Source organism: Martinezella paranaensis (genome assembly GCF_014200235.1).
In the GTDB taxonomy this organism is placed as follows: Bacteria; Pseudomonadota; Alphaproteobacteria; order Rhizobiales; family Rhizobiaceae; genus Rhizobium; species Rhizobium paranaense.
Map to the genome: position 1 here is coordinate 216891 of NZ_JACHBI010000009.1, position 23194 is coordinate 240084.

Annotated in this window: 24 protein-coding genes; 17 read left to right on the forward strand and 7 right to left on the reverse strand. The window is 58.5% G+C overall.

Annotation, left to right across the window (positions count from 1 at the left end):
• Nucleotides 1–187 precede the first annotated feature (187 nt).
• From GGD50_RS21850 to GGD50_RS21900, 11 genes are all read left to right on the forward strand, one after another.
• Nucleotides 188–904 carry a GntR family transcriptional regulator gene (locus tag GGD50_RS21850; protein WP_183939280.1) on the forward strand — a complete coding sequence of 239 codons (717 nt, stop codon included), beginning with the start codon at nucleotides 188–190 and terminating at the stop codon, nucleotides 902–904.
• Nucleotides 901–1812, forward strand: a complete 912-nt coding sequence (locus GGD50_RS21855) for a dihydrodipicolinate synthase family protein (protein WP_183939282.1) — start codon at nucleotides 901–903, stop codon at nucleotides 1810–1812. The genes GGD50_RS21850 and GGD50_RS21855 overlap by 4 nt, the downstream gene beginning before the upstream one ends.
• Nucleotides 1805–3322 carry an aldehyde dehydrogenase gene (locus GGD50_RS21860; RefSeq protein WP_183939284.1) on the forward strand — a complete coding sequence of 506 codons (1518 nt, stop codon included), beginning with the start codon at nucleotides 1805–1807 and terminating at the stop codon, nucleotides 3320–3322. The genes GGD50_RS21855 and GGD50_RS21860 overlap by 8 nt, the downstream gene beginning before the upstream one ends.
• Nucleotides 3319–4665 carry an NAD(P)/FAD-dependent oxidoreductase gene (locus GGD50_RS21865; protein ID WP_183939286.1) on the forward strand — a complete coding sequence of 449 codons (1347 nt, stop codon included), beginning with the start codon at nucleotides 3319–3321 and terminating at the stop codon, nucleotides 4663–4665. Before GGD50_RS21860 ends, GGD50_RS21865 begins: the two co-directional genes overlap by 4 nt.
• Nucleotides 4666–4743: 78 nt before the next feature.
• Complete coding sequence (locus GGD50_RS21870; RefSeq protein ID WP_183939288.1) at nucleotides 4744–5595, forward strand: glycine betaine ABC transporter substrate-binding protein; 852 nt, start codon at nucleotides 4744–4746, stop codon at nucleotides 5593–5595.
• A gap of 86 nt (nucleotides 5596–5681) precedes the next feature.
• Nucleotides 5682–6773 (forward strand): quaternary amine ABC transporter ATP-binding protein, encoded by a 1092-nt coding sequence (locus tag GGD50_RS21875; RefSeq protein ID WP_183939290.1) that lies wholly within the window; start codon nucleotides 5682–5684, stop codon nucleotides 6771–6773.
• 14 nt (nucleotides 6774–6787) lie between these two features.
• The gene (locus GGD50_RS21880; protein WP_183939292.1) at nucleotides 6788–7636 is read left to right on the forward strand and encodes an ABC transporter permease; all 849 of its coding nucleotides are present in this window, start codon (nucleotides 6788–6790) and stop codon (nucleotides 7634–7636) included.
• Nucleotides 7633–8490, forward strand: coding sequence for an ABC transporter permease (locus GGD50_RS21885; RefSeq protein WP_183939294.1), 858 nt, complete (start codon nucleotides 7633–7635; stop codon nucleotides 8488–8490). The genes GGD50_RS21880 and GGD50_RS21885 overlap by 4 nt, the downstream gene beginning before the upstream one ends.
• A 17-nt stretch (nucleotides 8491–8507) precedes the next feature.
• The gene (locus tag GGD50_RS21890; RefSeq protein WP_183939296.1) at nucleotides 8508–9506 is read left to right on the forward strand and encodes a 4-hydroxyproline epimerase; all 999 of its coding nucleotides are present in this window, start codon (nucleotides 8508–8510) and stop codon (nucleotides 9504–9506) included.
• 42 nt (nucleotides 9507–9548) lie between these two features.
• Complete coding sequence (locus GGD50_RS21895) at nucleotides 9549–10559, forward strand: GlxA family transcriptional regulator (RefSeq protein WP_183939298.1); 1011 nt, start codon at nucleotides 9549–9551, stop codon at nucleotides 10557–10559.
• Between the two features lie 546 nt (nucleotides 10560–11105).
• Nucleotides 11106–11741 (forward strand): outer membrane protein, encoded by a 636-nt coding sequence (locus GGD50_RS21900; RefSeq protein ID WP_183939300.1) that lies wholly within the window; start codon nucleotides 11106–11108, stop codon nucleotides 11739–11741.
• A gap of 95 nt (nucleotides 11742–11836) precedes the next feature.
• On the opposite strand, the gene GGD50_RS21905 is transcribed toward GGD50_RS21900, so the two are convergent.
• From GGD50_RS21905 to GGD50_RS21925, 5 genes are all read right to left on the reverse strand, one after another.
• A complete protein-coding gene (locus GGD50_RS21905) occupies nucleotides 11837–12283 on the reverse strand; it encodes a hypothetical protein (protein WP_183939302.1) in 447 nt (148 codons plus the stop codon).
• 522 nt (nucleotides 12284–12805) lie between these two features.
• Nucleotides 12806–13144: a hypothetical protein gene (locus tag GGD50_RS32585; protein WP_210318928.1), complete on the reverse strand. Its 339-nt coding sequence runs from the start codon at nucleotides 13142–13144 to the stop codon at nucleotides 12806–12808.
• Nucleotides 13145–13155: 11 nt separating this feature from the next.
• Nucleotides 13156–13383: a hypervirulence associated TUDOR domain-containing protein gene (locus GGD50_RS21915; protein ID WP_183939304.1), complete on the reverse strand. Its 228-nt coding sequence runs from the start codon at nucleotides 13381–13383 to the stop codon at nucleotides 13156–13158.
• A gap of 128 nt (nucleotides 13384–13511) precedes the next feature.
• A complete protein-coding gene (locus GGD50_RS21920) occupies nucleotides 13512–13826 on the reverse strand; it encodes a hypothetical protein (RefSeq protein WP_183939306.1) in 315 nt (104 codons plus the stop codon).
• A 173-nt stretch (nucleotides 13827–13999) separates the two neighbouring features.
• A complete protein-coding gene (locus tag GGD50_RS21925; RefSeq protein ID WP_246451400.1) occupies nucleotides 14000–14659 on the reverse strand; it encodes a 5-formyltetrahydrofolate cyclo-ligase in 660 nt (219 codons plus the stop codon).
• Nucleotides 14660–14795: 136 nt separating this feature from the next.
• Here GGD50_RS21925 and GGD50_RS21930 point away from each other — a divergent pair, with 136 nt between their 5' ends.
• The 5 genes from GGD50_RS21930 (at nucleotide 14796) to GGD50_RS21950 (ending at nucleotide 20704) form a co-directional block, all read left to right on the forward strand.
• On the forward strand, nucleotides 14796–15701 hold the full coding sequence (locus tag GGD50_RS21930) for a LysR substrate-binding domain-containing protein (protein ID WP_183939308.1): 906 nt from the start codon (nucleotides 14796–14798) through the stop codon (nucleotides 15699–15701).
• Nucleotides 15702–15752: 51 nt separating this feature from the next.
• Nucleotides 15753–16874: an HPP family protein gene (locus GGD50_RS21935; protein ID WP_183939310.1), complete on the forward strand. Its 1122-nt coding sequence runs from the start codon at nucleotides 15753–15755 to the stop codon at nucleotides 16872–16874.
• 266 nt (nucleotides 16875–17140) lie between these two features.
• A complete protein-coding gene (locus GGD50_RS21940) occupies nucleotides 17141–18652 on the forward strand; it encodes a lipopolysaccharide biosynthesis protein (RefSeq protein ID WP_210318929.1) in 1512 nt (503 codons plus the stop codon).
• Nucleotides 18653–18760: 108 nt separating this feature from the next.
• Nucleotides 18761–19588, forward strand: a complete 828-nt coding sequence (locus tag GGD50_RS21945; protein WP_183939312.1) for a galactosyl transferase — start codon at nucleotides 18761–18763, stop codon at nucleotides 19586–19588.
• A 6-nt stretch (nucleotides 19589–19594) separates the two neighbouring features.
• Nucleotides 19595–20704 carry an acyltransferase family protein gene (locus tag GGD50_RS21950; protein ID WP_343069997.1) on the forward strand — a complete coding sequence of 370 codons (1110 nt, stop codon included), beginning with the start codon at nucleotides 19595–19597 and terminating at the stop codon, nucleotides 20702–20704.
• Nucleotides 20705–20773: 69 nt separating this feature from the next.
• Here GGD50_RS21950 and metB read toward each other — a convergent pair whose 3' ends face one another.
• Nucleotides 20774–21925: a cystathionine gamma-synthase gene (gene metB / locus GGD50_RS21955; protein ID WP_183939314.1), complete on the reverse strand. Its 1152-nt coding sequence runs from the start codon at nucleotides 21923–21925 to the stop codon at nucleotides 20774–20776.
• 208 nt (nucleotides 21926–22133) lie between these two features.
• On the opposite strand from metB, the gene GGD50_RS21960 reads away from it, so the two are divergent.
• Entirely contained in the window at nucleotides 22134–22418 is a 285-nt protein-coding gene (locus GGD50_RS21960) for a DUF6522 family protein (RefSeq protein WP_183939316.1), read from the forward strand.
• Here GGD50_RS21960 and GGD50_RS21965 read toward each other — a convergent pair whose 3' ends face one another.
• Nucleotides 22419–23177, reverse strand: coding sequence for an RNA polymerase sigma factor (locus GGD50_RS21965; protein ID WP_183939318.1), 759 nt, complete (start codon nucleotides 23175–23177; stop codon nucleotides 22419–22421). It abuts the gene before it with no gap.
• Nucleotides 23178–23194 lie beyond the last annotated feature (17 nt).

A 23194-nucleotide genomic window follows, 5' to 3' on the forward strand; every position in this document is an offset into this window, starting at 1 on the left:
ACCGGACTTCATTCTTCAAAAGATAGCTCTGGCGCCGTGCTAGGGCCGCGGCAGATAAACTTGCGCTCCCAAGAATTGTATTTTCTGTGAACATTCATTGTGTACAAAGAGTACACAATTGTTGACTCGAGCGCCGACGCGTGCAATGATCCTCGTCATCAGGAAAGACGCGGACCGGAGTTTTCCCATGGCGAAGACCGTTAAGAGCAACCTCTATGAGGACCTGAAGCGTCAAATCCTGACGATGGAGCTGGATCCGGATACTGATCTCGATGAGGCGAGCCTCAGTGCGCGTTACGGCCTTTCGCGCACCCCGGTTCGGGACATTTTCCGGCGTCTGGCGGGGGAGGGGTATATCGACATCCGCGAGAACCGCGGGGCCCGGGTCATTCCGATGAACCACGCTACGCTGCGGAACTTTTTTCTGGTTGCGCCGATGATTTACGCGGCGATCGGCCGCCTAGCGGTGCAGAACTTCAAGCAATCCCAGCTTGCCGATCTGAAGCAGACGCAGGAGCGTTTTCGCCAGGCCAGCAAGGATATGGATGCGTTTACGATGGTTCTCGAGAACAACCGCTTCCATGAAATCTTCGGCGAGATGTCGGCCAACGACTATCTGCAGCCGAGCCTCGGCCGGCTCCTGATCGACCATGCGCGCATCGGACACACGTTCTTCCGTCCGAGAACTCAGGACATGAGGCGGCGCCTGCAGGTGGCGGTCGAGCACCATGACAATTTCATCGAGGCCCTTGGCTCCCACGACGAAGACGCCGTCGTCGACCTGGTTTTCGAGCATTGGGAACTGTCCCGCGAGAACATGGAAATGTTCATAGCGCCACAAGGACTTAAGGCGGATGCGCTGATCGGCGGTCCGAGCGTGCAATCATTGGAGAAATCATCGTGAAGTTTGAAGGCATCTATACGCCTGCGGTGACGCCGCTGAGCCCGGATGGGCAGATCGACAGGAAGGGTTTTGCGGCGGTGCTGGAGTCGCTGATTGCGGCCGGCGTGCATGGCATCATCGTCGGCGGATCGACCGGCGAATATTACGCCCAGAGCAGCCAGGAGCGGTTTGAGCTTGGCGCCTATGCCAAGGAGGTGATCGGCACCCGGCTGCCGTTGATCATCGGCACCGGCGCGACGCGCACCGAAGATTCGGTCGAATATGCCAAGGCGGCCAAGGAGATCGGCGCCGATGCCATCCTGGTGTCGTCGCCGCCTTATGCTTTGCCGACGGAGCGCGAGAATGCCGTTCATGCGCTGACCGTCGACCGCGCCGCCAACCTGCCGATCATGCTCTACAACTATCCCGCCCGCATGGGTGTGATGATGGGTGAGGAGTATTTTGCCCGCGTCGGCAAGTCGAAGAATGTGGTGGCGATCAAGGAAAGCTCCGGCGACATGGGCAACCTGCATCTGCTGGCCAGGAAGTTCCCGCATATCGGGCTTTCCTGCGGCTGGGACGATCAGGCGCTGGAATTTTTTGCCTGGGGGGCGAAGAGCTGGGTCTGCGCCGGCTCCAACTTCCTGCCGGGCGAACATGTCGCGCTTTATGAGGCTTGCGTCCTCGAAAAGAACTTCGACAAGGGCCGGGCGATCATGACCGCCATGCTGCCGCTGATGGATTTCCTCGAATGCGGCAAGTTCGTGCAGTCGATCAAACATGGCTGCGAGATCATCGGCCTGAAGGCCGGTCCGGTGCGCGCGCCGCTGCGCGGCCTGACCTCGGACGAAAAGCGAACCCTTGAGACCGTCGTTGCCAACCTGAAGCGCACGGTCGCCCAGATCACCGTGGGAGCCAACTATGCATGAACCCTTGACCGCAACGGAATATAAGGCGCTCGCCGCCGGCCTTCAGTTCCCGACGAATGCTTTCATCGACGGCGCCTTCCGTCCGGCCAATTCCGGCAAGACGTTCAAGACGACCAATCCGGCAACCGGCGAGGCGCTGGCGGAGATCGCCGCCTGTGATGGCAGCGACGTCGACTATGCCGTCGCCAAGGCCAAGCAGGCCTTCGACGATGGCCGCTGGCGCCAGCTCACGCCCGGCGACCGCAAAACCATCCTCCTCAAGCTTGCCAAGCTGCTGGAAGAAAACCGCCACGAACTCGCCGTCATGGAAAGCATCGACAGCGGCAAGCCGGTCCGCGAGTGCCAGACCGTCGATGTCCCGGACACGATCCACACGATCCGCTGGCATGCCGAGCTGATCGACAAGCTTTATGACAACACCAATTCCGTTGGTCCCAATGCCTTGGCGATGGTCGTTCGTGATCCGATCGGCGTCGTCGCCTGCGTGCTGCCGTGGAACTTCCCGCTGCTGATGCTCGCCTGGAAGATCGCGCCGGCACTCGCCGCCGGCTGCTCGGTGATCGTCAAACCCGCCCAGGAAACGACGCTGACGACCTTGCGCGTCGCCGAGCTTGCCCATGAGGCCGGCATTCCGGCCGGTGTCTTCAATGTCGTCACCGGCAGCGGCAGGGACGTTGGCGAACCGCTTGGCCTGCATATGGATGTCGACATGGTGGCCTTTACCGGCTCGACCCCGACCGGCCGGCGCTTCCTGCATTATTCGGCCGATTCCAACCTGAAGAAAGTCGTGCTCGAATGCGGCGGCAAGAACCCGGCCGTGGTGCTGGAAGACGCCGAAGACCTCGATCTCGTCGCCGAACAGGTGGTCAACGGTGCCTTCTGGAACATGGGCGAAAACTGCAGCGCCTCCTCGCGCCTCATCGTTCACGCCAGCATCAAGGACGAACTGCTGAAGCGGATCGGCGCCTATCTGCGCGAATGGAAGACCGGCGATCCGCTCAATCCGGAAAACCGCATCGGCGCCCTGGTCAGCAAGAGCCACTTCGAGAAGGTGCGTTCCTTCCTCGACGACGTGACGAGCGAGAAGCTCTCGCTGGCCTTTGGTGGCGAAACGCAAAGCGGCGTCTTTATCGAACCGACGGTCGTTGACGGCGTCACACCCGCAAGCCGCCTGTTCAAGGAGGAGATCTTCGGGCCGATCCTGTCGGTGACGACATTCAACTCCCTCTCCGAAGCCGTCGCTTTGGCCAACGACACCAATTACGGCCTGACGGCATCGGTTTATACCGGCAGCCTGCGCAACGCGATCCGGGTGTCGCGCGACATCCGTGCCGGTCTCATCACCGTCAACTGCTTCGGCGAAGGCGATGCGAGCACGCCGTTCGGCGGCTACAAGGAATCCGGCTTCGGTGGCCGCGACAAGTCGGTCTTTGCCCACGACAACTACTGCGAACTCAAGACCATCTGGATCGACGTCTCCGAACGTGCCGTCGATGAGGCAATCAGATGAGCCGACATGTGATCAAGCGCCTGCCGATCGATACCGGCGTTTCGGGATGGGAGGCGATCAGCGAACGCGCCTATCCCGCCACGGCGCTTGACCACGACATCACTGCGGACTGGCTGATTGTCGGTGGAGGATTTGCCGGCCTGTCCGCGGCACGGCGCCTCTCGCAATTGCGGCCCCAAGATAAGATCGTCATTCTTGAGGCTCGTGAACTCGCAAAGGGACCAGCCGGAAGGAATTCCGGCTTCATGATCGACGTGCCGCATAGTCTCTCTTCCGGCGAGTACTCGGTTGCCGACGAGCAATCCACCAAGGAAGAGATCAAACAGAACCGCTTGGCGATTGCCTTCGCAGCGGACGCTGCGGCCGAGTACGGCCTGTCCAGGGAAATATTCGATCCGTCGGGCAAGGTAAACGCGGCTGCGTCGGACCGAGGCCTGGGGCTCAACGAGAATTACAGAAAGTCTCTTGAGAAGATCGGCGAAGACTATCGCGTCCTCGATGCCGATCAGATGCGCGAAATGACCGGCTCGCACTATTATCGGGGAGGGCTCTATACGCCAGGAGCCGTGATGATCCAGCCGGCGGAGTATATTCGCGGCCTGGCGCAGGGATTGCGATCGAAAGTCGGTATTTACGAACATTCGCCGGTGCTGGAGCTTTCGCGCGAAGGAAAGCTCTGGAAGGCCAGGTCAAACCGCGGGTCCGTGTCCGCACCGAAGGTCATCCTGGGTGTAAACGGCCACATCGAAAGCTTCGGCCACTTCCGCAGACGGCTGCTGCACATCTTCACCTACGCGTCCATGACCGCCGCCTTCTCCCAGAACGAGTTCGGAGGCGACGTTACTGGTGTCGATCGGTGGGCGCTGCTGCCGGCGGACCCCATGGGGGCGACCGTGCGCAAGGTCACCACAAATGGGCGTTCCCGGATCGTCGTAAGAACGCGGTTCACATACGACCCAAGCCTCAGAGTGTCGGATAGGCGCGTCGCCGGCGTGGCCGCCGAGCAGCGCCGGTCGTTCGATGCCCGTTTCCCGGGGCTGAAGGCTTTGCCGATGGAATATAGCTGGGCCGGCGCGCTGTGCCTCAGCAGAAACCATGTGCCGGCATTTGGCGAGGTCGAAGAAGGGCTGTTTTCCGCGTGCTGCGAAAATGGCCTCGGCACGGTCAAGAGCACGCTGGCAGGGATGATGGCTGCCGATCTGGCTGTTGGGGCCAATAGCCGTGAACTCGATCAATACAGGAATCAACCGGAACCGACCAGGCTGCCGCCCGAGCCGATCGCATGGCTCGGCGTGAATTCGGTCATCCGGTTCCAGGAATTGCGTGCAGGCCGCGAGGGATGATCCGTCGCCGCGCAATGTGAGGATCGGGCCGCGTTCTGATCTTCAGAAGAACGGGAACGAAAACTAGGAGAAAGAATAATGAAAGCTTTGTGGAAGGCGCTTTGCGCCGCTGCGATGATCGGGATGAGCATGCTTCCAGCTCATGCGGAAGACAAGAGCATCACCGTGGGCACGATGTCCTGGGAAGACCTGACACCGATCACCGGGATTACCAAAAAAGTGCTGGAGGATGCCGGCTACACGGTGAAGGTCGTGCCGTTCTCCGAATGGGGCATTGCCTATGCGGCGCTTAGCAAGGGTGACATCCAGATCCTTGCATCTCAGACCGACTACGTAGCGCAAGACTATTGGGAGAAAAACAAGAAGCGTCTCGAAAAGATCTCCCCCGTCTCGCACGGTCTGTATCAGGCGATCGCCGTCCCGAACTATGTGACGATCGACTCGATGGATCAGCTCAATGACAATGCCGACAAGTTCGGTGGCAAGATCGTCGGCATCGAGCCGGGCTCCGGTTTGATGCGTGACGCTGCCAATGCCGTGAAACAATACGGCCTCAAGCTGCAGCTCGTCGAAGGCAGCACTGCCGCAATGACCGCTGCGCTGAAGTCGGCGATCGACCGCAAGGAATGGGTCGCAGTCACGATCTGGGAACCGTCCTGGATGATGCAGAAATACCCCGTCAAGTTCCTCAAGGATCCGAAGGGCATCTTCCCGCCGCCGCAGAGCTACTACTGGGTCGGCAAGAAGGGCTTTTCCGAGGAGCACCCCCACGCCCGCGAAGTCATTGCCAGCGTCTATGTGCCGCTTGCTGATATCACCGCGATCAATGGCGCTGTCAGCGACGGCAAGACGATGGACGATGCCGTCAAGGACTGGACCGCGAGCCATGCCGATCTTCTGAAGCGGTGGGAGAATATCAAGAGCGAATGATGTGAACGGCGGGTCGCCGTTTGGCGACCCGCATCTCTCAATGAGCACAAACAGGTCGGCGATGGACTGACCCGCGGGGGAACGCAATGAACACTGTCGTGAATAATGCCAACGAAATCCTGGTCGATTGCCGGAGCGTCTGGAAGATATTCGGCGCCCGTGCTCCGGCTGCCGTAAAAGCCGTTTCAGAGCGCGGCCTTTCCAAAAAGCAGGTCCTGGACGAATTCAACTGCGTAGTCGGTGTCGCCGACGCCAGCCTCCAGGTCCGCCGCGGCGAGATATTCTGCATCATGGGGCTTTCTGGAAGTGGAAAATCCACCTTGGTTCGCCTCCTCAATCGTCTTATCGAGCCGAGCCTTGGCAACATCGCCGTCAAGGGCAAGGAGATTGCCAGGCTCAATGCCGCGGAGCTGCGCGACATGCGGGCGCGCAACATTGGCATGGTCTTCCAAAGCGTGGCCCTGCTCCCCAATCGCACGGTCCTCGAGAATGCTGCGTTTGGCTTGGAAGTCCGCGGCGTGCGCAAGGACGAGCGCAACAAGACTGCGCGCACGGCGCTCGACAAGGTCGGGCTTTCCGACTGGACGTTGCGATATCCCTCGGAATTGTCAGGCGGCATGCAGCAACGCGTCGGCCTTGCCCGCGCATTGGCCGCCGATCCCGAGATCATTCTCATGGACGAGCCGTTCAGCGCGCTCGATCCACTCATTCGCCGCCAATTGCAGGACGAGTTCCGGCAACTCACGAAATCGCTCGGCAAGTCCGCGGTCTTCATCACGCATGACCTCGAAGAGGCCATCCGTATTGGTGACAGGATCGCCATCATGAAGGACGGCGTCATCGTCCAGGTCGGAACCGCAGAAGAGATCGTAACGAAGCCCGCCGACGCTTATGTCGCTGATTTCGTGGCGGGCATATCCAGAATTCATCTCGTCAAGGCGCATTCGGTGATGCGGCCGATCGCAGAATACAGGAGCCTGCAGCCACAGCATGACGTGAATGCGCTCCTCCAGACCACTCCGGAAGCCGATATCGGCGAACTCATCGATCTCACGATGAAATCGGAGCGCGATGCCTTGGCCGTCGTCGACAATGGTTCCATCGTCGGCGTGGTCACGACCCGCGGGCTGCTTCGCGGTGTCGCCGGATCCCCAGAGCAACCACATGTGACAGCCTGAGAGGACGGACGCAAATGGACATCTCGGTCATTGCGGATACATTCGATGCCTGGACCGACGACGCGCTAGGCTGGATCAGCGACCACGGCGACTGGTTGTTCGACCCATTAAGGACAGCGCTAGAGGGAACCTACAACGGCGTTCTCTGGCTCCTTCAACTCCCGCCGTTCTATGTCATCGCCATTATCGGGGCGCTGCTCGGTTGGCGGCTGATCAACCTTGCATCCGGGCTTCTCGCCGGCTTGGCTCTCTTCTTCTGTGCGGTCATGGGGCTTTGGGCCGAAACCATGAGCACCCTTGCACTGGTGACCACCGCCACGATCTTCGCCTTAATGATCGGAATCCCTGTGGGGATTGTCGCTGGGTTTTTGCAGTGGTTCGACAGGTTCCTGGAGCCGATCCTCGATCTCATCCAGACGATGCCCCCCTATATCTACCTTCTTCCTGCCATTGCGCTGCTTGGATTTGGTCCTGCAACCGCGCTGGTTGCGACCTTCGTCGTCGCAGCACCCCCTGCAATTCGCTTGACCTCGCTCGGCATCCGCATGACGCCACCGGCCTTCATCGAACTCGGTCAGGCAAGCGGTCTGACACCATGGCAGATGTTTACGAAAATTCGGCTGCCATTTGCGATTCCAAGCGTCATGGCAGGCGTTAACCAGAGCTTGATGATGGCGTTCGGCATGGTGGTGATCGCCGGCATCGTCGGTTCCGGCGGCCTCGGCCAGACCATCTACGGCGCCGTGCGCACGCTCGATATGGCGACATCGATCAATGCCGCGATCGCAATCGTCATACTGACCATGGTGCTCGACAGATTGACACAGAGTGCGGCCCGCCGCACCAAGGTAGGTGCAAGATGAACCTCGACCTCTTACGGTTCTCGCCCGGTCTATATTTTGCTCCCTCCGTCGACTGGCTGAACACCAATTTCCATCCGCTCTTCGAAGCCATCACCAAGCTTATCGAAGCAGTGCTTAGCGCCTTGGAATCCGCTTTACTCTACCCACCTCCATATGCGCTCATTGTCGCAGCGGTCCTTATCGTGGCCTTCGCGATCAGCATCAGGGCTGCCGTGGTGACAGCCGTCGCCCTTGCCTTCTGCTTTCTGGCGGGCCTTTGGGCAGCGTCTATGCAGACACTCGCCCTCGTAACGGTGGCGGTCGCCATTTCGGTCTTGATTGCCTTTCCCCTCGGCATCCTTGCTTCGCGTCGCAAAGGCTTCGAGGTCGCCATAAGGCCGGTGCTCGACATCATGCAAACGGTACCGCCGTGGGTTTACCTCATTCCGGCTGTCATGATCTTCAGTCTCGGCCGCGTACCGGCGATCATCGCCACGATCATCTATGGCGTGCCGCCGATGCTTCGTCTGACGACGCTAGCATTCAATCAGGTGCCGAAGGATCTTCTCGAACTCGGCCAGGCAACCGGCGCACCACCGCGTGCGATCCTGCTCAAGATCGAGGTACCGTCTGCGATGCCGACCCTGCTCGTCGGCCTCAACCAGTGCATTCTTCTTTCGCTGGCCATGGTCGTCCTTGCCGGGCTTGTTGGCGCTGGCGGGCTGGGAGCTGAGGTGACCCGGGGCCTGACCCGAATGGAAATGGGTCTTGGCCTGCGCGCCGGGCTCGCCATCGTCGCCATCGCGATCCTGCTCGACAGGCTTTCAAAGGGGGCACTTCAGGGACGCGCACGGTCCCCGGCCAAGAGCGCCTAACCGGAAAGATTTAGAGAATGCGTCACAGCTTCTTCTGCATAGACTCACACACCTGCGGCAACCCCGTGCGGCTCGTTGCCGGCGGCGGCCCGCTTCTGCCGCACGCCCCAATGGGCGAGAGGCGAGAAATATTTCTTCGAGACCATGATTGGGTCCGCAAGGCGCTCATGTTCGAGCCGAGGGGACATGACGTCATGTCCGGCGCGATCATATATCCCGCCCACCGCGACGATTGCGACATTGCAGTGCTCTTCATCGAAGTCAGCGGTTGCCTGCCGATGTGCGGGGCAGGGACGATCGGGCTCGTGACTGCTGCGATCGAGGAAGGCCTCGTCCAGCCGCGTGAACCCGGAAAGCTCTCGATCGAAACCCCGGCCGGAAGAGTCGACGTCACTTTCGAAACGAGCGGAAATCATGTCGATTCCGTCCGGCTCTTCAATGTGCCGAGCTACCTCCACAAAGCGGACGTTGAGGTGAATGTGCCCGGCTTGGGACGTCTGCACGTCGATATTGCCTATGGCGGCAACTACTACGCCGTCGTGGAGCCGCAGGAAAATTGGAGCGGCCTCGACGGCATGAGCGCGGCCGATATCGTCGGCTGCAGCCAGAAGCTCAGGTCGGCTCTTGCGGATATATGCGATCCGATCCATCCGGATGATGCCCGTATTCGCGGAGTTCACCACGCGATATGGTGCGACGGCCCGGTCAACGACGTCTCCGATGGCCGTTGCGCAGTTTTCTATGGCGAAAAGGCCATCGACCGATCGCCGGGTGGCACCGGCACATCGGCACGAATGGCGCAATTGCATGCCAAAGGACGCCTGGCCGTCGGATCGGCATACCGTCACGAAAGCCTGATCGGAACCATCTTCGAAGGCCGGATTGAAGCCGAAGTTGGCATCGGGGCCTATAAAGGCATTCTTCCGAGCATAGGAGGCTGGGCGCGCGTCATCGGCCACAACACGATTTTTGTCGACGATCGTGATCCGCTCGCGTACGGCTTCCAGATTCGATAAAGTAAATCTTCGAGGTCTTGGGAGCGGCGAGGGGATAGAAAGATGCCTGAGAAACATCGACCGGAAGACGATGTGACGACGTCCGCCAGCCGTCTCAAGGTGGGGTTCATCTTGGCGCGGTCTTTCACATTGTCCGCCTTCGCGCTCTTCGTGGATACATTGCGGCTTGCAAGCGACAAACAGGATCGGTCCGGAAGGGTGCTTGCCGACTGGCAGGTGCTCGGCAGCACGAGGCACCTCATAACCTCGAGCTGCGGCGTTCAGGTCGCCCCGACGTCGGATCTCGTCGATCCCACGAGGTTCGATTACATCGTGGTTGTCGGCGGTCTTTTGACCGTCGCAAATCCCGTCGACGAGGCGACAAACACCTACCTCAAGCAGGCCGACGCCAAGAAGGTGCCGCTGATCGGCGTGTGCACCGGTTCGTTCATTCTTGCTGCGGCCGGCCTGATGAAGCGGCACGAATCCTGTGTAAGCTGGCTGCATTACGAAGGGTTTCGAGAGCGCTTTCCTGAGCTCAAGGTCCGTTCCGACCGGTTGTTCAACCTCGATCGCCAGCGGGGATCGTGCGCGGGCGGTAGCAGTGCTGCCGACATGGCGGCATTGCTCGTCAGGAGATACATCAGCCGCGATGCGGAACGAAATGCACTGGAGGTCCTTCAGATCGAGAAGGCTCGCACGACCGCGGACATACAGCCCCGCCGTCCACTCTACGAAGATTATGACGATGCCCGCGTCAAGGCGACGATGATCGCAATGGAACAGTTCGTCGATGGCAGCCTGCCGATCCCCAAGCTGGCTGCCAAGGTTGGGTTATCGCGGCGGCAACTGGAGAGGATATTCCTCGAAAAGACGGGAATGTCTCCTGCCAAAGCCTATAACCGCGTTCGCATGGAGCGGGCGAAATCGATCCTTGCCCGGTCGAAGGCGCCTCTCATCGAGGTCGCGCTGGATGTTGGGTTTGAAAACACGTCGCAGTTCACAAGGACGTTCAAGCGCACATTTGGGCAGACGCCGTCACAACATCGCGCCGAGGTTTTGAGAACCCGTTAGAATGCATCCTCTAAGGCGACGGTGCGATAAGCAGCATCAGTGCGTTGATGGCTATCGCAGCGGCCAATAGAACTGCAAATATGCGAGGGTTGTTTCCCATCTTCGCCGCCAATCATATGCTGCCATGCTCAATGAAATGGGCGCCGCTGTAAAGAGCATTAGCATCCCACCTATGGCACCAGACACCTATGGGAGGCTTTGCCGAACTATCGCAACGCGGCTTGAGCCTCAGGGTGTTTTCATCGCCGCGTCGGCTGTCGCGTCTGTGGGCATGATCATCACCATGATCCTGCAGGACGCACGAAAGCTCAAGTTGGATAGGGGAGCTTGAGTTGCGAAAATCCCCGCTACACTGGCCTCGTTTTCCGATGTTCGCAGTGCTGCAAAACATCAAGTTTTGCGGCGACTGCGGTGGACGCCTGTGACGCATGCCCTGAAATCTAGGGTCGCTAATATGCTTTGCGGCTAAAATATGGTAGTTCTGCTACAGCCTTTCGACGGTGACGATCTATATCCCGACCTATAGCAACAACCGAGGATACACCGATGCATAAGCTAATCATCTCTACCGCGATTGCTAGTATCGTTGGCTTCAGTGCGGCGTCGGCCGCAGATGTTGTAACACAAGCACCGGAGGCGCCTGTCGTTGAAACGCCAGCGGGCTTCACGTGGGCGGGTGCATATGCCGGTATTCGCGGCGGCGGCAATTGGGTGAATGGAGATTTCAGCATTCCCGGCGCAAGCACGTCTGAAGATTTAAGTGGCGGCCTAGTCGGTGGCTTCATCGGCTACAATTGGCAATTTGAGAACCATGTCGTGCTCGGTCTTGAAGGCGACCTGAATTATAATTGGAACAGGGATACCGTTGCGCCAGGCATCGACGTCGGGACGGATATCGATGGTTCCGTTCGCGCCCGCCTCGGCTATGCCTTCGATCGCACTCTGATCTATGCGACAGGCGGCTGGGAAGCAACGCGGGGCTTTGTCGACACGGGCAGTAAAGACACCAAAACCTTCAATGGCTGGACTCTCGGCGCCGGGCTTGATTATGCCTTCACCGATCGCGTCTTTGGCCGCTTGGAATACCGCTACACCGACTTCGGCAGCAAGGATATCAATGGTGTGAACGTCGATCTGAAGCAGAACGCTGTTGTCGTCGGTATCGGTGTAAAATTCTGGTGATCGGTTTCAGCGCACGACATCGGGCGCCCTACAAAGCATTTGGATCATCGAAGGGGACCGCTGCAGTTCCCCCCGAGGCGTCGCCCGTGATGACCTCAGGACTGCGTAGGTTTGATATTGTCCGTGCGCACTCGCCCCTCCAGAATGCCACGGCGCAAGTCCGCCCGGCCGTGCTCGAGTTCCACCACCGTATAGAGCTTCTCGCTGCGGAATGCGCTGGCGTTCGCCGTGCTGACGTCCTCGGCTGGCGCTGAATCGACCTCCATGTAGTCCAATTCACGCGCTGCCGCGACGACACGGGCGTCCCCGGCGGTACGGGCTGCCACCACCACCTCGCCGTGTGAAGGTGCGTTTTGCCAATTCAGGTCATTGGGCTCCGCGATAGGCGTGAGGCGATACACGTTTAGCAATTCTCCCATTGTCGACGCACCCTTTATCTGGGCATCCTCTATCTGGGCACGGCTTTCGACCGACCGACCGAACGTCGTGCGGCTGGTTGCGTTGTTGCGGTCGGTTCCGTTTGTTTTGACGACATTGGACATGTTTTCATCCTCTTCGCATCTGTAGCGCGGACAGCCTGTGTTCCTATGGGCAGGGTGCAGCGGCGCGACTGCTGTTTGAAGCAAGCATTGCTTTGGCCGGGGTGTCTGGGAGCGATCGGAGCCTATCGGCATGTCACCGCTCGTTTGTCGGGATCAGCACCTCAATGTGTCAACGGCGGAGACTGGCATCTGTTCCAACTGCAAATTCGGCCTTTTCACGGAGGTCATCGGTTTTGTAGCATCGGAAAACGCTTCGGGAGTTCAGCCGCCTACGGTGGGTAAAATCGAATGTGGCGCCGGGAACAAATGAAGCGGCTGGATGTTCGGTGCGTGGCGAGCCCGTCCCTAAACTCGCCAACGCTCGCTCCATCAAGCGGTCGTTAGAGAGCTGCCGTTGATCTCGCGCTCTTTCCACTCATCAACGGCGGCCCTCTATAGAGCGCGGCAGGGAATACGCCATGCGCCTTATCCCAACGTTCCCTGCCGCGTCTGGCATCCTTTGAAGAAAATATCCAAGCTTCTTCAGCCGTTGTCAGAAACGCGCGACGCGCTTTGTCTGTCGAGCCCCAAATCATCGCGCGCCTCGATCAAAGCCTGCTGCGTCCCCTTTGCCGCATCCCAAAGATGCCGCTCAGCCAAGGAGTTGAAATGGCCTATACACAAGACGATCTTGATATGGTCCTGCGCCACATTGCAGAAGGCGAGCAGCACATTTCGAACCAGGAGGTAATCATCACCAAACTCCGCATCAGGCAGCTTGACACGAAAGCAGCCGAAGAGGCCTTGGCGGTTTTCAACGAAATGCTGCGGATCCATCGCCACAACTGCGATGTCATTGCTGCTGGCCTGGAAGACGATCATTAGCCTTATGGCTAGTGGGGGTCTTGTTTCGATACCTTATGAAGTGCGCTTCCCTTGTGCGCAGCAATATGGTCGGTCTTGTCGCTCTTGATTTCATATTGCGGATCGTCCGCGGAAGCGTGATGCGTGTGGCCTTTATAATCGAAATCGCGGGTATGAATTTTGATGATCGTCCCGCTGACACGACCCGCCTCGGAGTTCCAGCTCACATGATCGCCGACCTTGAATGTTGTTCGCATTGCGTCCTGCTTCCGCACCGACCTCTTTCACGCCACTAACGCAACCTCACGCTCTTTGTTCATTCAACCGGAAAGCTGAACAGAGGATGGGGAGGTGTCGGCGGTGGTTAGCGCCGGCAATCGGATCGTCAAAGAGCATGCAATGTGAATTGCAGATAGGCGGCAAGGCTGACAGCCGAAAGTCCGACAATGATGACAGGATGCGGGAGGCTCTTGCTGATGGTCGCAAGTGCCAGACCAAGCAGGACGAGCATTCCCCCCAGCAAAAGGCCCTTATCGGCAACGGACAGGGCGAGGGCGGACAGGCTGACGGCCGCAGCGACCATCGTGACCGGCATCTGGTTTTGAAGAGGCTCGCTTCGGCTCGTGAACGTGAGCAAGAACCTGTTCCAGCTCAGTCCGAGGGAAATGCTCAAGAGCAGGGAGGGGAGAATATGCCACATGAAACGTTGTCTCTTCTGGTATCGAACCTAAAGAAGCAATCCATGTGCCAAGGCGAGAAACGGCTGTTTGCTAAGGCAAATCGGGGCGCTGGGATGCGTCGTTGCCTGTTTGAAGGTCTATCTGCCTTTCTGTTCAGCAGTCAATCGACCCGATGGTCGATCGGCATGAAGGCTCATCGGTATTGCAATCCCGTTTGCGTGATGATCGCATCCATGGGGATGTCATGGGCAAGAGGATGAATGGTGTCGATCTTTTGGGATTGAAAGCCCACGCCGATGGCAAGAGGCTTGCAGCCGAGAGCAGCCAGTGTTCTGTCGAAAAAGCCGCCCCCATAACCTAGCCGGAAGCATCCAGCATCGAAGCCGACGAGCGGTGCTATGACGATGTCTGGAATAGCTTGCGTGCCTTCGGCCGGCACAGGGATATTCCAAACTCCACGTTCAAGCCGGTCGCCCATTTTCCACGATCGGAACAGCAATGGCGTGGCTTTGGCGACGACCACCGGCAACAGGCAAATAGCGCCACGAGCCGTCAAGCTCGCCATCCACCCTCTGAGGTCGGGTTCCCCCAGGAACGGCCAAAAAAGGCTTATGTATTTACCGGCGACGTTGGTGACAATACGGTCAAGATGGCTCGCGATCGCGCGCGTATAGTCTTCGCGATCCGCTACCGGTAACCCCTTGCGCTGATCGATCAGCCTTTGTCGTTGCGTCTTTCGCCAGGCAAATACGTCTGCGTTTGAGGCAAAGCTCGGTGAGATGCCGCTATAGGCGGCATCGACTTCGTGCAGCATGCAGGCGGGCGACGCGAATTCGCGGGGTGTTTCGCCCATCTCCGATCGATTTGACTTTGTCATTAGTTCTTTACCCCTCCCGTTTGATGGATTGAGGTGAAAACCCGCTTGAGCCGTAGCAATGATTTTTATATAGGGAACGATATGGCAGTTTAATTCCTGAATCGAGATCTTTTTGGACCTTTCATCGATCGAGATATTCCTCGCCGTCGCCAATGACCACAGCGTGACCAAGGCGGCCAAAGCCGTCGGCCGCGCGCCGTCGAACGTGACGACACGGATTCAGCAGTTGGAGGATTATCTCGGCGTCCTGCTCTTCAGCCGTGACGGCAAGAGGATGACGTTGACGCGGGAAGGCGAGACGTTTCTGGTCTATGCCAAGCGCCTTGCGGCCCTGGCGCTCGAAGCGCGGCAAGCGGTCAGGCCTCTGCAACCTTCGGGCACGTTGCGTGTCGGGACCATGGAAAGCACGGCGGCAAGCCGACTGCCGGCAGCGCTTACGCAATTCAACCAGATGTGGCCCGATGTGTCGCTTCATTTGACATTGGGTGCCTCGCGCGAGCTCGCTCGGGACGTTCTTGGCGAGGCATTGGACTGTGCGCTGATCGCCCGTCCGCCCAAGCCGATGCTTGACGAAGACGCAGATTTTAATACGGAGCTTAGGCGGCTTGAGATGGAACCCGTCTTTGTCGAGGACCTGTTGCTCGTATTGCCGTCCGGGCATCCGCCCATTCGATCCGCCGCCGACTTGCGGGTCGGGTCCCTTGCCGCTTTGGAACCCGGATGCACCTATCGAAGGATTGCCGAAAACTGGGTGCGAAAATCGAGTGGCTTGCAGACGCGGGAGCTTGGCTCCTACCATGCCATCCTGGCAAGCGTCGCAACCGGGGGCGCGGCAGGTGTCATACCGAAATCGGTTCTCGATCTCATGCATTGGCCGACGAGTTCTCCGACCCATCACCTTGGATCGGTCGACACGATCCTCATCTATCGCAGGAATGATCGGCCGACCGCATTCAAGGCCTTCCATGAAGTCCTTAGCGCCGCCAAAGGCCGGGATCCGCGGTTGGTAACAAACTAGCCGCCACGACCTCCACCCGCTCACAAACACTTTCCCCAAACTGGTTTCATCATGCCGCATCCTGACTCCCAGAAGATGGGACTGAGCCGTTACCGCTTGTTTTCACCGATCCTTGCCGGGGCAACTCTGCACGAACGATTGATGGCTTGTCTGGGTGCCTTGATCGGTATCGGTCTTACCGGCGTCATCAGCGGCTATCTCTTCGGGCAAGGCCCTCATCTTCCGCTCATCGTCGCACCGATGGGCGCATCGGCGGTGCTCCTTTTTGCGGTGCCATCCAGTCCGCTTGCTCAGCCCTGGTCGATTATCGGCGGCAATACCATTTCCGCCATGATGGGCATGATTGCCGCCTATTTCATTCACGATCCGATCATCGCCATCGGGGTCGGCGTTTCACTGGCGATCGGTGCGATGTCTTTCACCCGATGCCTTCATCCACCCGGCGGTGCCGCAGCACTGACCGCTGTTCTCGGAGGTCCGGTCGTTGCAGGCTGGGGGTTCTTGTTTCCGTTCATCCCCGTAGCCTTGAATTCCTGCATACTCGTTGGCCTCGGCCTGCTGTTCCACAGATTTTCCAAACGCAACTATCCGCATGTCGTCGCAAAGGTGCCCGAGAATATCCATCAGACGAGCGATCTGCCGTCGGTCTTGCGCGTGGGCTTTCGGGAAGAAGATGTCGACGCTGCTCTGGCAGCGCTCGACGAGTCATTCGATATCGATCCGGCAGATCTCAGCCGCCTGTTGCGGCAGGTCGAGTTGCAGGCAGCGGTGCGATCGCACGGAGACATACGCTGTGCCGATATCATGTCGTACGACGTGATCGCGATCGGCGTGAGCGCCGAGCCGGATCATGCGCGGCATCTTCTGTTGAAGCATAATATCCGCACGCTGCCGGTAAAGGACGCGGAAGACCGCCTGATCGGTACGATCGGCCTGCGCGAATTGTCTCAGAATATCGACAGCATTGCAGGCGCGATATCGGAACCGGCTGTGGCGGATGCTGCCGATCCTGCACTATCGCTGTTGCCCGTTCTGACCGATGGACGCACGCATGCGGTGATTGTCGTGGATGCCGACTACCACGTCCTCGGCCTGATATCGCAGACGGACCTTCTGAGCGCCATGGCGCGCCTTCTGGCAACTAACAACGTCGCGACGACGGTCGATGCTTGATGTGGGACGGCCATTCTATGGCCGTCATTTGCGTCCACTCCATACCTCAGCGGAAAAGCGGAAGGCGATTTCATCGCTCAGCGCTATCGCTAGATGTGCATTGCAGCAAAAAAGATATGAAATGCATTGCACTGCGTGAAAACCGCGCTTGACCAATTCGATTTCGGCGCCATTTGAGGCGACAGCCTACGGCTACGTGACCTTGTGCGGCTGCTTCGCCGAAAATCAGATGGAGTTTTAACATCGCAAATGAATCGGATGAGAGCTTGAGGTCGCCGTCTTCCTGGGAAACGGGGAGCGCTATTCTCGAGTCGGATGAAATCGTCTTCGAACACTTGAGCGAGAATCGGTCCGGCGCGGCGCTGAAAGGGGCGTTTTGGTCGGCGTTGGATACGCTGATACCGACGGCGCTGAACAGCCTCGTTTTCATTGTCACGTCGCGATATCTGCTGCCACAGGATTTTGGCCTGGTGGCGCTTGCCTTCAGCATCGTGAGTTTTGCCGCTGGCCTTGGGCCGACCGCGTTTGGCGAAGCGTTGATCCAGCAAAAGACCATTCGGCAGAGCCACCTCGATACCGTGTTCTGGCTGTCGTTCGCGTCGGCGGCGATCCTTTACCTCGTGCTTTTCGGGGGATCCTCCTACATTGCCCATGCCCTGGGCCATGACGAAATCGTCGGCCTGTTGATGATTATCGGCTTGAAGATCTTCTTCGACATGATGATCATCGTTCCCAATGCCCTTATCGGCCGTACGATGTCCTTTCATCTTGCCGCCGTCCGCACGGCGATCGCCACGGTCGTATCCGGCCTCGTGTGCCTGGCCTTGATTTTCGCCGGTTTCGGCCTCTGGGCACTGGCGATCGCGCAGATCGCCGCACCTGCCGCCGGATGCATTGCCGCCTTCTGGGGCGCGGGATGGCTGCCGGGGCTGAGGATCAAGTGGAGCAGTCTTCGCGAGCTCCTGCATTACGGCATATTTGCTTCCGGCAATCGCTTCCTGCAGTCCATGAGCCTCGATCAGCTCATCATCGGCACGCTCGTCAGCCCGGCCGCGCTCGGTATCTATAATTTCGCCCGCCGGCTTTTCGAAATGATCAACAACGTCGTTGCCGGAGGCCTGACCTCGGTCACGCACGTTCTTCTCTCGTCGCTGCAGCATGATCAGAACAAGGTCCGCGAGGCATTCCTCATGGCAACGTTCGGCTGCTCGCTGGTGTCATTTCCGGCTTTCATGGGTCTTGCCGCCGTGGCCGACGATGCTATTCCGCTGATTTTCGGACAGCACTGGGCGGCTGCGATCTGGCCGGTGCGGTTTTTCTGCGTCATCGGATTGATGAGCGGAATAGGCGTTGTCCAGGCATCTTTGATCACCAGCCAGGGCAAGTCGGACTGGTGGTTCTACTACCAGCTCGTGCGAAACATCGTCACGATCATCACCGTGCTGCTGCTTTACCCATATGGCGTCACCACCATCGTCTTTGCGCTCATGCTCGAAGTGCTGATCCTTTGGCCGGTTACGCTCTGGATGGTTTCGCAACTGATTGCGCTCAGCATCGGAAATTATTTTGCCCAGTTTCTCAGGCCGATAGCCGCCTATGTCGGAATGCTGGCTGCGGTGCTGGGCGCTTCGGCATTGCTGCAGGATTGGCACCCGGCCTCGCGCCTTGCCATCGAAATCCCGATCGGCGCAATCGTCTACACCGGCTTGATCTTCATTCTTTGCCGGGAGAGAGCTCTTTTCCTGGTGAAGACAATGCTCCGGCGGCGCCAAAGATAGCCATCAAGAACCTGCGCTCGGCTCGGCGGCCGAGCGAGTGAATCGTTTGTCCATTCCAATGTCCCTGTCGTATTCGCCAGGGCTGATGTGACCGCAAAAGAGGGAATTATGCCACTCGTTACGTTCATCATTCCGGTTCGGCATCAGGCCAATGCGAAAGATTGGCCAGCCTTGAAAGAGCGGTTGTCCCAGACCGTGGCGTCGATTGCCGGTCAATCGAATCCCGATTGGAGCGCCGTGATCGTTGCCAACGAAGGTGCGGATCTGCCCGATCTGCCGCCGCAATTTTCTGTCGCCCGCGTTACATTCCCGCCGAACCAGCTCCATGATTTGGATAGTGCGGACAGAGAGAAGGTCTACGACGCGTTCCGTCTGGACAAGGGGCGTCGCGTGCTAAGCGGCATGCTTTCAGCCCGGAATTCGCGGTTTTTCATGATCGTGGATGACGACGATTTTGTCAGCGCCAACATCGTCAGTTACGTTGCGAAGCATCCACAAGCGAACGGCTGGAAGATCGACAAGGGCTATCTCTGGAACGAAGGCGGCCGGTTGATCATGCATTACGATGATTTCGCGAACTATTGCGGCACATCGTTGATCGTGCAATCGCGCCTCTACGATCTCCCGGTGTCGTTGGAGGCGGCCAACATCGATTATGTGAAGTCGATGCTGGGCAGCCATGTCCGTATCGGAAACATATTGGCCGAGCGCGGCACGCCTCTCGAAGCGCTACCGTTTCGCGGCGCCATCTACCGCGTTGGGCACAGCGGCGCGCACAGCAAGTCCTCCGGTCTTCTCGCGACCTATTTTTTCAATACCAGCGCGCTTCGGCGCCCCCGCCAACTTCTCCGCAATCTCAGGCGGGTTCGTCCGCTTGATCGCGGCCTGCGCAACGAGTTCTTCGGTGCCGCCAGTGCCAACAACGTGAAATGGTGACCTGAGGTGGAAGCATCCGATATATCAGCGACCAAAGAAGGCGTTAGGCCTGTCGCTGCGCAGCAGCAGCGACGCTCAACCCCGACGGGTCGGACGAGCCATCGATACGCCTCGCTGGATGCGATGCGCGGCCTGGCGGCATTTGCGGTCGTTGTCTATCACCTTCAACGGCCCTACGCGCCTTTGGCCTATGTTGCGGTTGATTTCTTCTTCGTTCTCAGCGGCTTCGTCATTGCGAGGTCCTACAGCGAAAAGCTCGCAGGCGGAATGCCGCTGGCGGCCTTTATGAGGGCTCGATACGCGCGCCTCTATCCGTTGTTCCTACTCGGAACCTTCTTCGGACTGGTACAACTGCTGGCCCATTGGAAATCGTCCAACGACACTATCGGCGATTTGCTCGCAAGCCTGATCTCGACCGTATTCATGCTGCCGTCTCCGAGCTTTCTGACGAGATCCGCAACGGATTTGTGGCCCCTATACCCCTTGAACGGACCGGCCTGGTCACTGTTCTGGGAGCTGCTCGTCAATCTCGTATTCGCCATGATGCTTTTCAGGATGAGAACGAAATATCTTGCTGTTATCGCGGCGGTTTCGCTGGCCTGCCTGGTCGCATCCGTCTCGGTGCACCAGTCCCTCGATCTCGGCTGGGAGTGGCGATCGGTCGACGGTGGACTGGCGCGCGTCTTTTTCTCCTTTGTCGTCGGGATGATCATATACAGGGTTCAGAAAAATAGGCCGCCCGCGGTCACCTATTTGGCGCTCTTGCCGATCGTCTTGATTTTGAGCCTGCTGTTTCTGCCGATCTATTCGCTGAAATTCGCCCTGCTGTTCTGCATCGTCATTTCGCCGCTGGTCGTCCTTGCCGGCACATTTCTGGAAATTCCGGCGAAAATTCAGCCGCTTGGCATATTTCTCGGTTATCTCTCCTATCCGATCTATATGTGTCATAGAGGCTTTACGGAAATATACGCTCACTTCGTCAACAGCGATCATGTGCCCCCGTTGATCTACATCGGAGGCTTTCTGGTGTTGATTTCGATGATATCGCTTTTGTCGGCTCAGCTTGTCTCGATCGTGCCGAGATTCGCGTTTGCCGCAAAGATGCGAGCGCCGTAGACCGCTGGACAGCGACGTTGCTTTTGGCAGGGCGTTTGACCGGAAGGGGATCGTCATCCCCGCCGGCAATTATCCAATTTTTGCCAGGCTGAACGCGAGATCCGACAGTAGGTCCTTTTCGGCTTCCAGGCCGACCGACATCCTCAGCAATCCGTTGCTGATACCAGCAGCACGGCGCGCCTCTTCGCCCATGCCGACATGGGTCATGCTGGCCGGATGGGCGACAAGGCTTTCGACGCCGCCCAGGGATTCGGCCAGAGTGAAGATCGTCAGGGCGGCCACGAAGCGGCGTACGGCTTCGATTCCTCCTTTGAGCTCAAAGCTCAGCATGGCGCCGAAGCCGAGTTGTTGCCGTGTTGCTAGCTCATGGCCGGGATGGGTGGGCAGGCCTGGATAATGTACGATGCTGATTTCCGGGCGCTGGGCGAGGAAGCGCGCGACCGCAGCAGCGGTCGTCTGCTGCCGCTCGACGCGCGCAAACAGGCTGCGGATGCCGCGGAGGGTGAGATAGGAATCGAACGGCGATCCCGTGACGCCGATCATGTTCGCCCAGCCCTTCAGATCCTCGATGTCATCAGAATCTGCCGCTACGACGGCGCCACCGACGACATCGGAATGACCGTTGAGATATTTCGTCGTCGAGTGGATGACGAAGTCCGCACCAAGGGCAATGGGTCGCTGCAGAGCGGGCGACAGGAAGGTATTGTCGACCACCAGCCGCGCATTCACGGATTTCGCATGCCGGGAAATGGCCTCGATATCGACGATGCGCATGAGCGGGTTGCTCGGCGTTTCAACGAAGACCAGGGACGCGCCGCGCTTCAAGGCGGCGATCAAAGCTTCATCGTTGTTTTGATCGACAAACTCCACGTCGAAATGACCCTTGTCTCTCAAAGCGGAAAGCAATCGGTAGGTTCCGCCATAGCAATCATGTGGTGCAATCACCCGATCACCGGGTTTCAGCAGATTGAGGACAAGGTTGACCGCAGCCATTCCGGATGAAGTCACGACAGCCCCGGCACCGCCTTCCAGCTTTGCCAATGTATCGGCGAGGAGATCGCGTGTGGGATTGGAGGTTCTGGAATATTCATAGGCCTGCGAGTGCTCGAATTCTCGAAATGCGAAGTTGCTCGACAGATAAAGTGGCGGGTTCACGGCACCGAAGGCTGCATCGCTTGCGATCCCGTTTGCGGCTGCAATCGTTCTGAAGTCCTTGATCATTGATATTTATTGCCTTTTGCGGATTGGGCGGTCTCATTGAGATGCGCGCGGGTTGAAGGGCAACCGGCGCTGTCTACGCCCGATTTCGAACCAACGAAGCGGCTCGTGGCGCCAACTATAATTTCCGTTTTGGGAATGACAATAAAATATCGTTCTCCAATTCGTTTTGATATATGAGGGCATCCGTTGGCGAAGTGGGGGTGAAATAATGTTTGTCGAGCGCGCGCAAAATGGCGATTTTATCGTTGATTCCATTGAGATCGCCGACCGGTTCGGTCTGTCGCTGGCAGAGTTTCGCCGCTACATGCAACGCGGCTCCGTCACCTCTACCGTAGAGGTGGGTACGGAGGATCACGAGGGAACGAAGCGCCTATCCCTACGATTGGGCAACCGGATATGGCGTGTGGTTCTGGATGATGAGAACCGGGTGCGGCACGAGGAAATGACATTTCTCGGCAGGCAGCATGCGACACCCAAGTCCTCGGATAAATAATTACTGCGTGGTTCCGCCTGGCGACGGGATGGAAGAGTCCTCTTCCCCGGCCTGTATTGCGCGAAACGCTGTAACCACTCGATCGGCCATATCGGCGCAGCGCGCCCCATCGAAGGGAAAGAGGGCAGAGAACGCGCCGGAAAACTGCTTCTCGATCGAAAGCCGCATCATTTTGCGGGCGCGGTGCAGCCGCGTCTTAGTCGTCTCCAGCTTGATGCCGAGGAGGGATGAAGTCTCTTCCGTGCTGAAGCCTTCCACGTCGCGCAGAATGAAGACCGTGCGGAACTCGGCCGGCAGGGCATCGATCGCGTGTTCCAGCAAATGCCTGGTCTGATTTCGTGCCAGTTCAGCCTCCGGATCGGCTGACGCCAGCGAGGAGGGGAAGTGCAACAAACCGCCGCCTGACGCCTTGTTCTGCATGTCGATCTCCTCAAGCCCGGTAAAATCGCGTCGCCCACGCACCCGGGCGAACGCTTCGTTGAGCGCAATCCTCGTCAGCCAGGTCGATAATCTTGAATTCTCGCGAAAAGCCGAGAGGTTGATGAACGCCTGCACATAGGTCGCCTGTACCACATCCTCCGCCTCCGCATCGTTGCCAACGATGGTGCGCGCCGCTCGAAACAGGCGCTGATTGTTGCGCTGGATGATGATCCTGATGGCATTCTCATCGCTCGCCTTGGTACGAGCGATGAGTTCGGCTTCCGAAAGGGAAGAAGGATCCGGCCGTTGTCGCTTGGCTGCGGCGGGGACGGCAGTCATCTCGGCTCCTCTCGTTC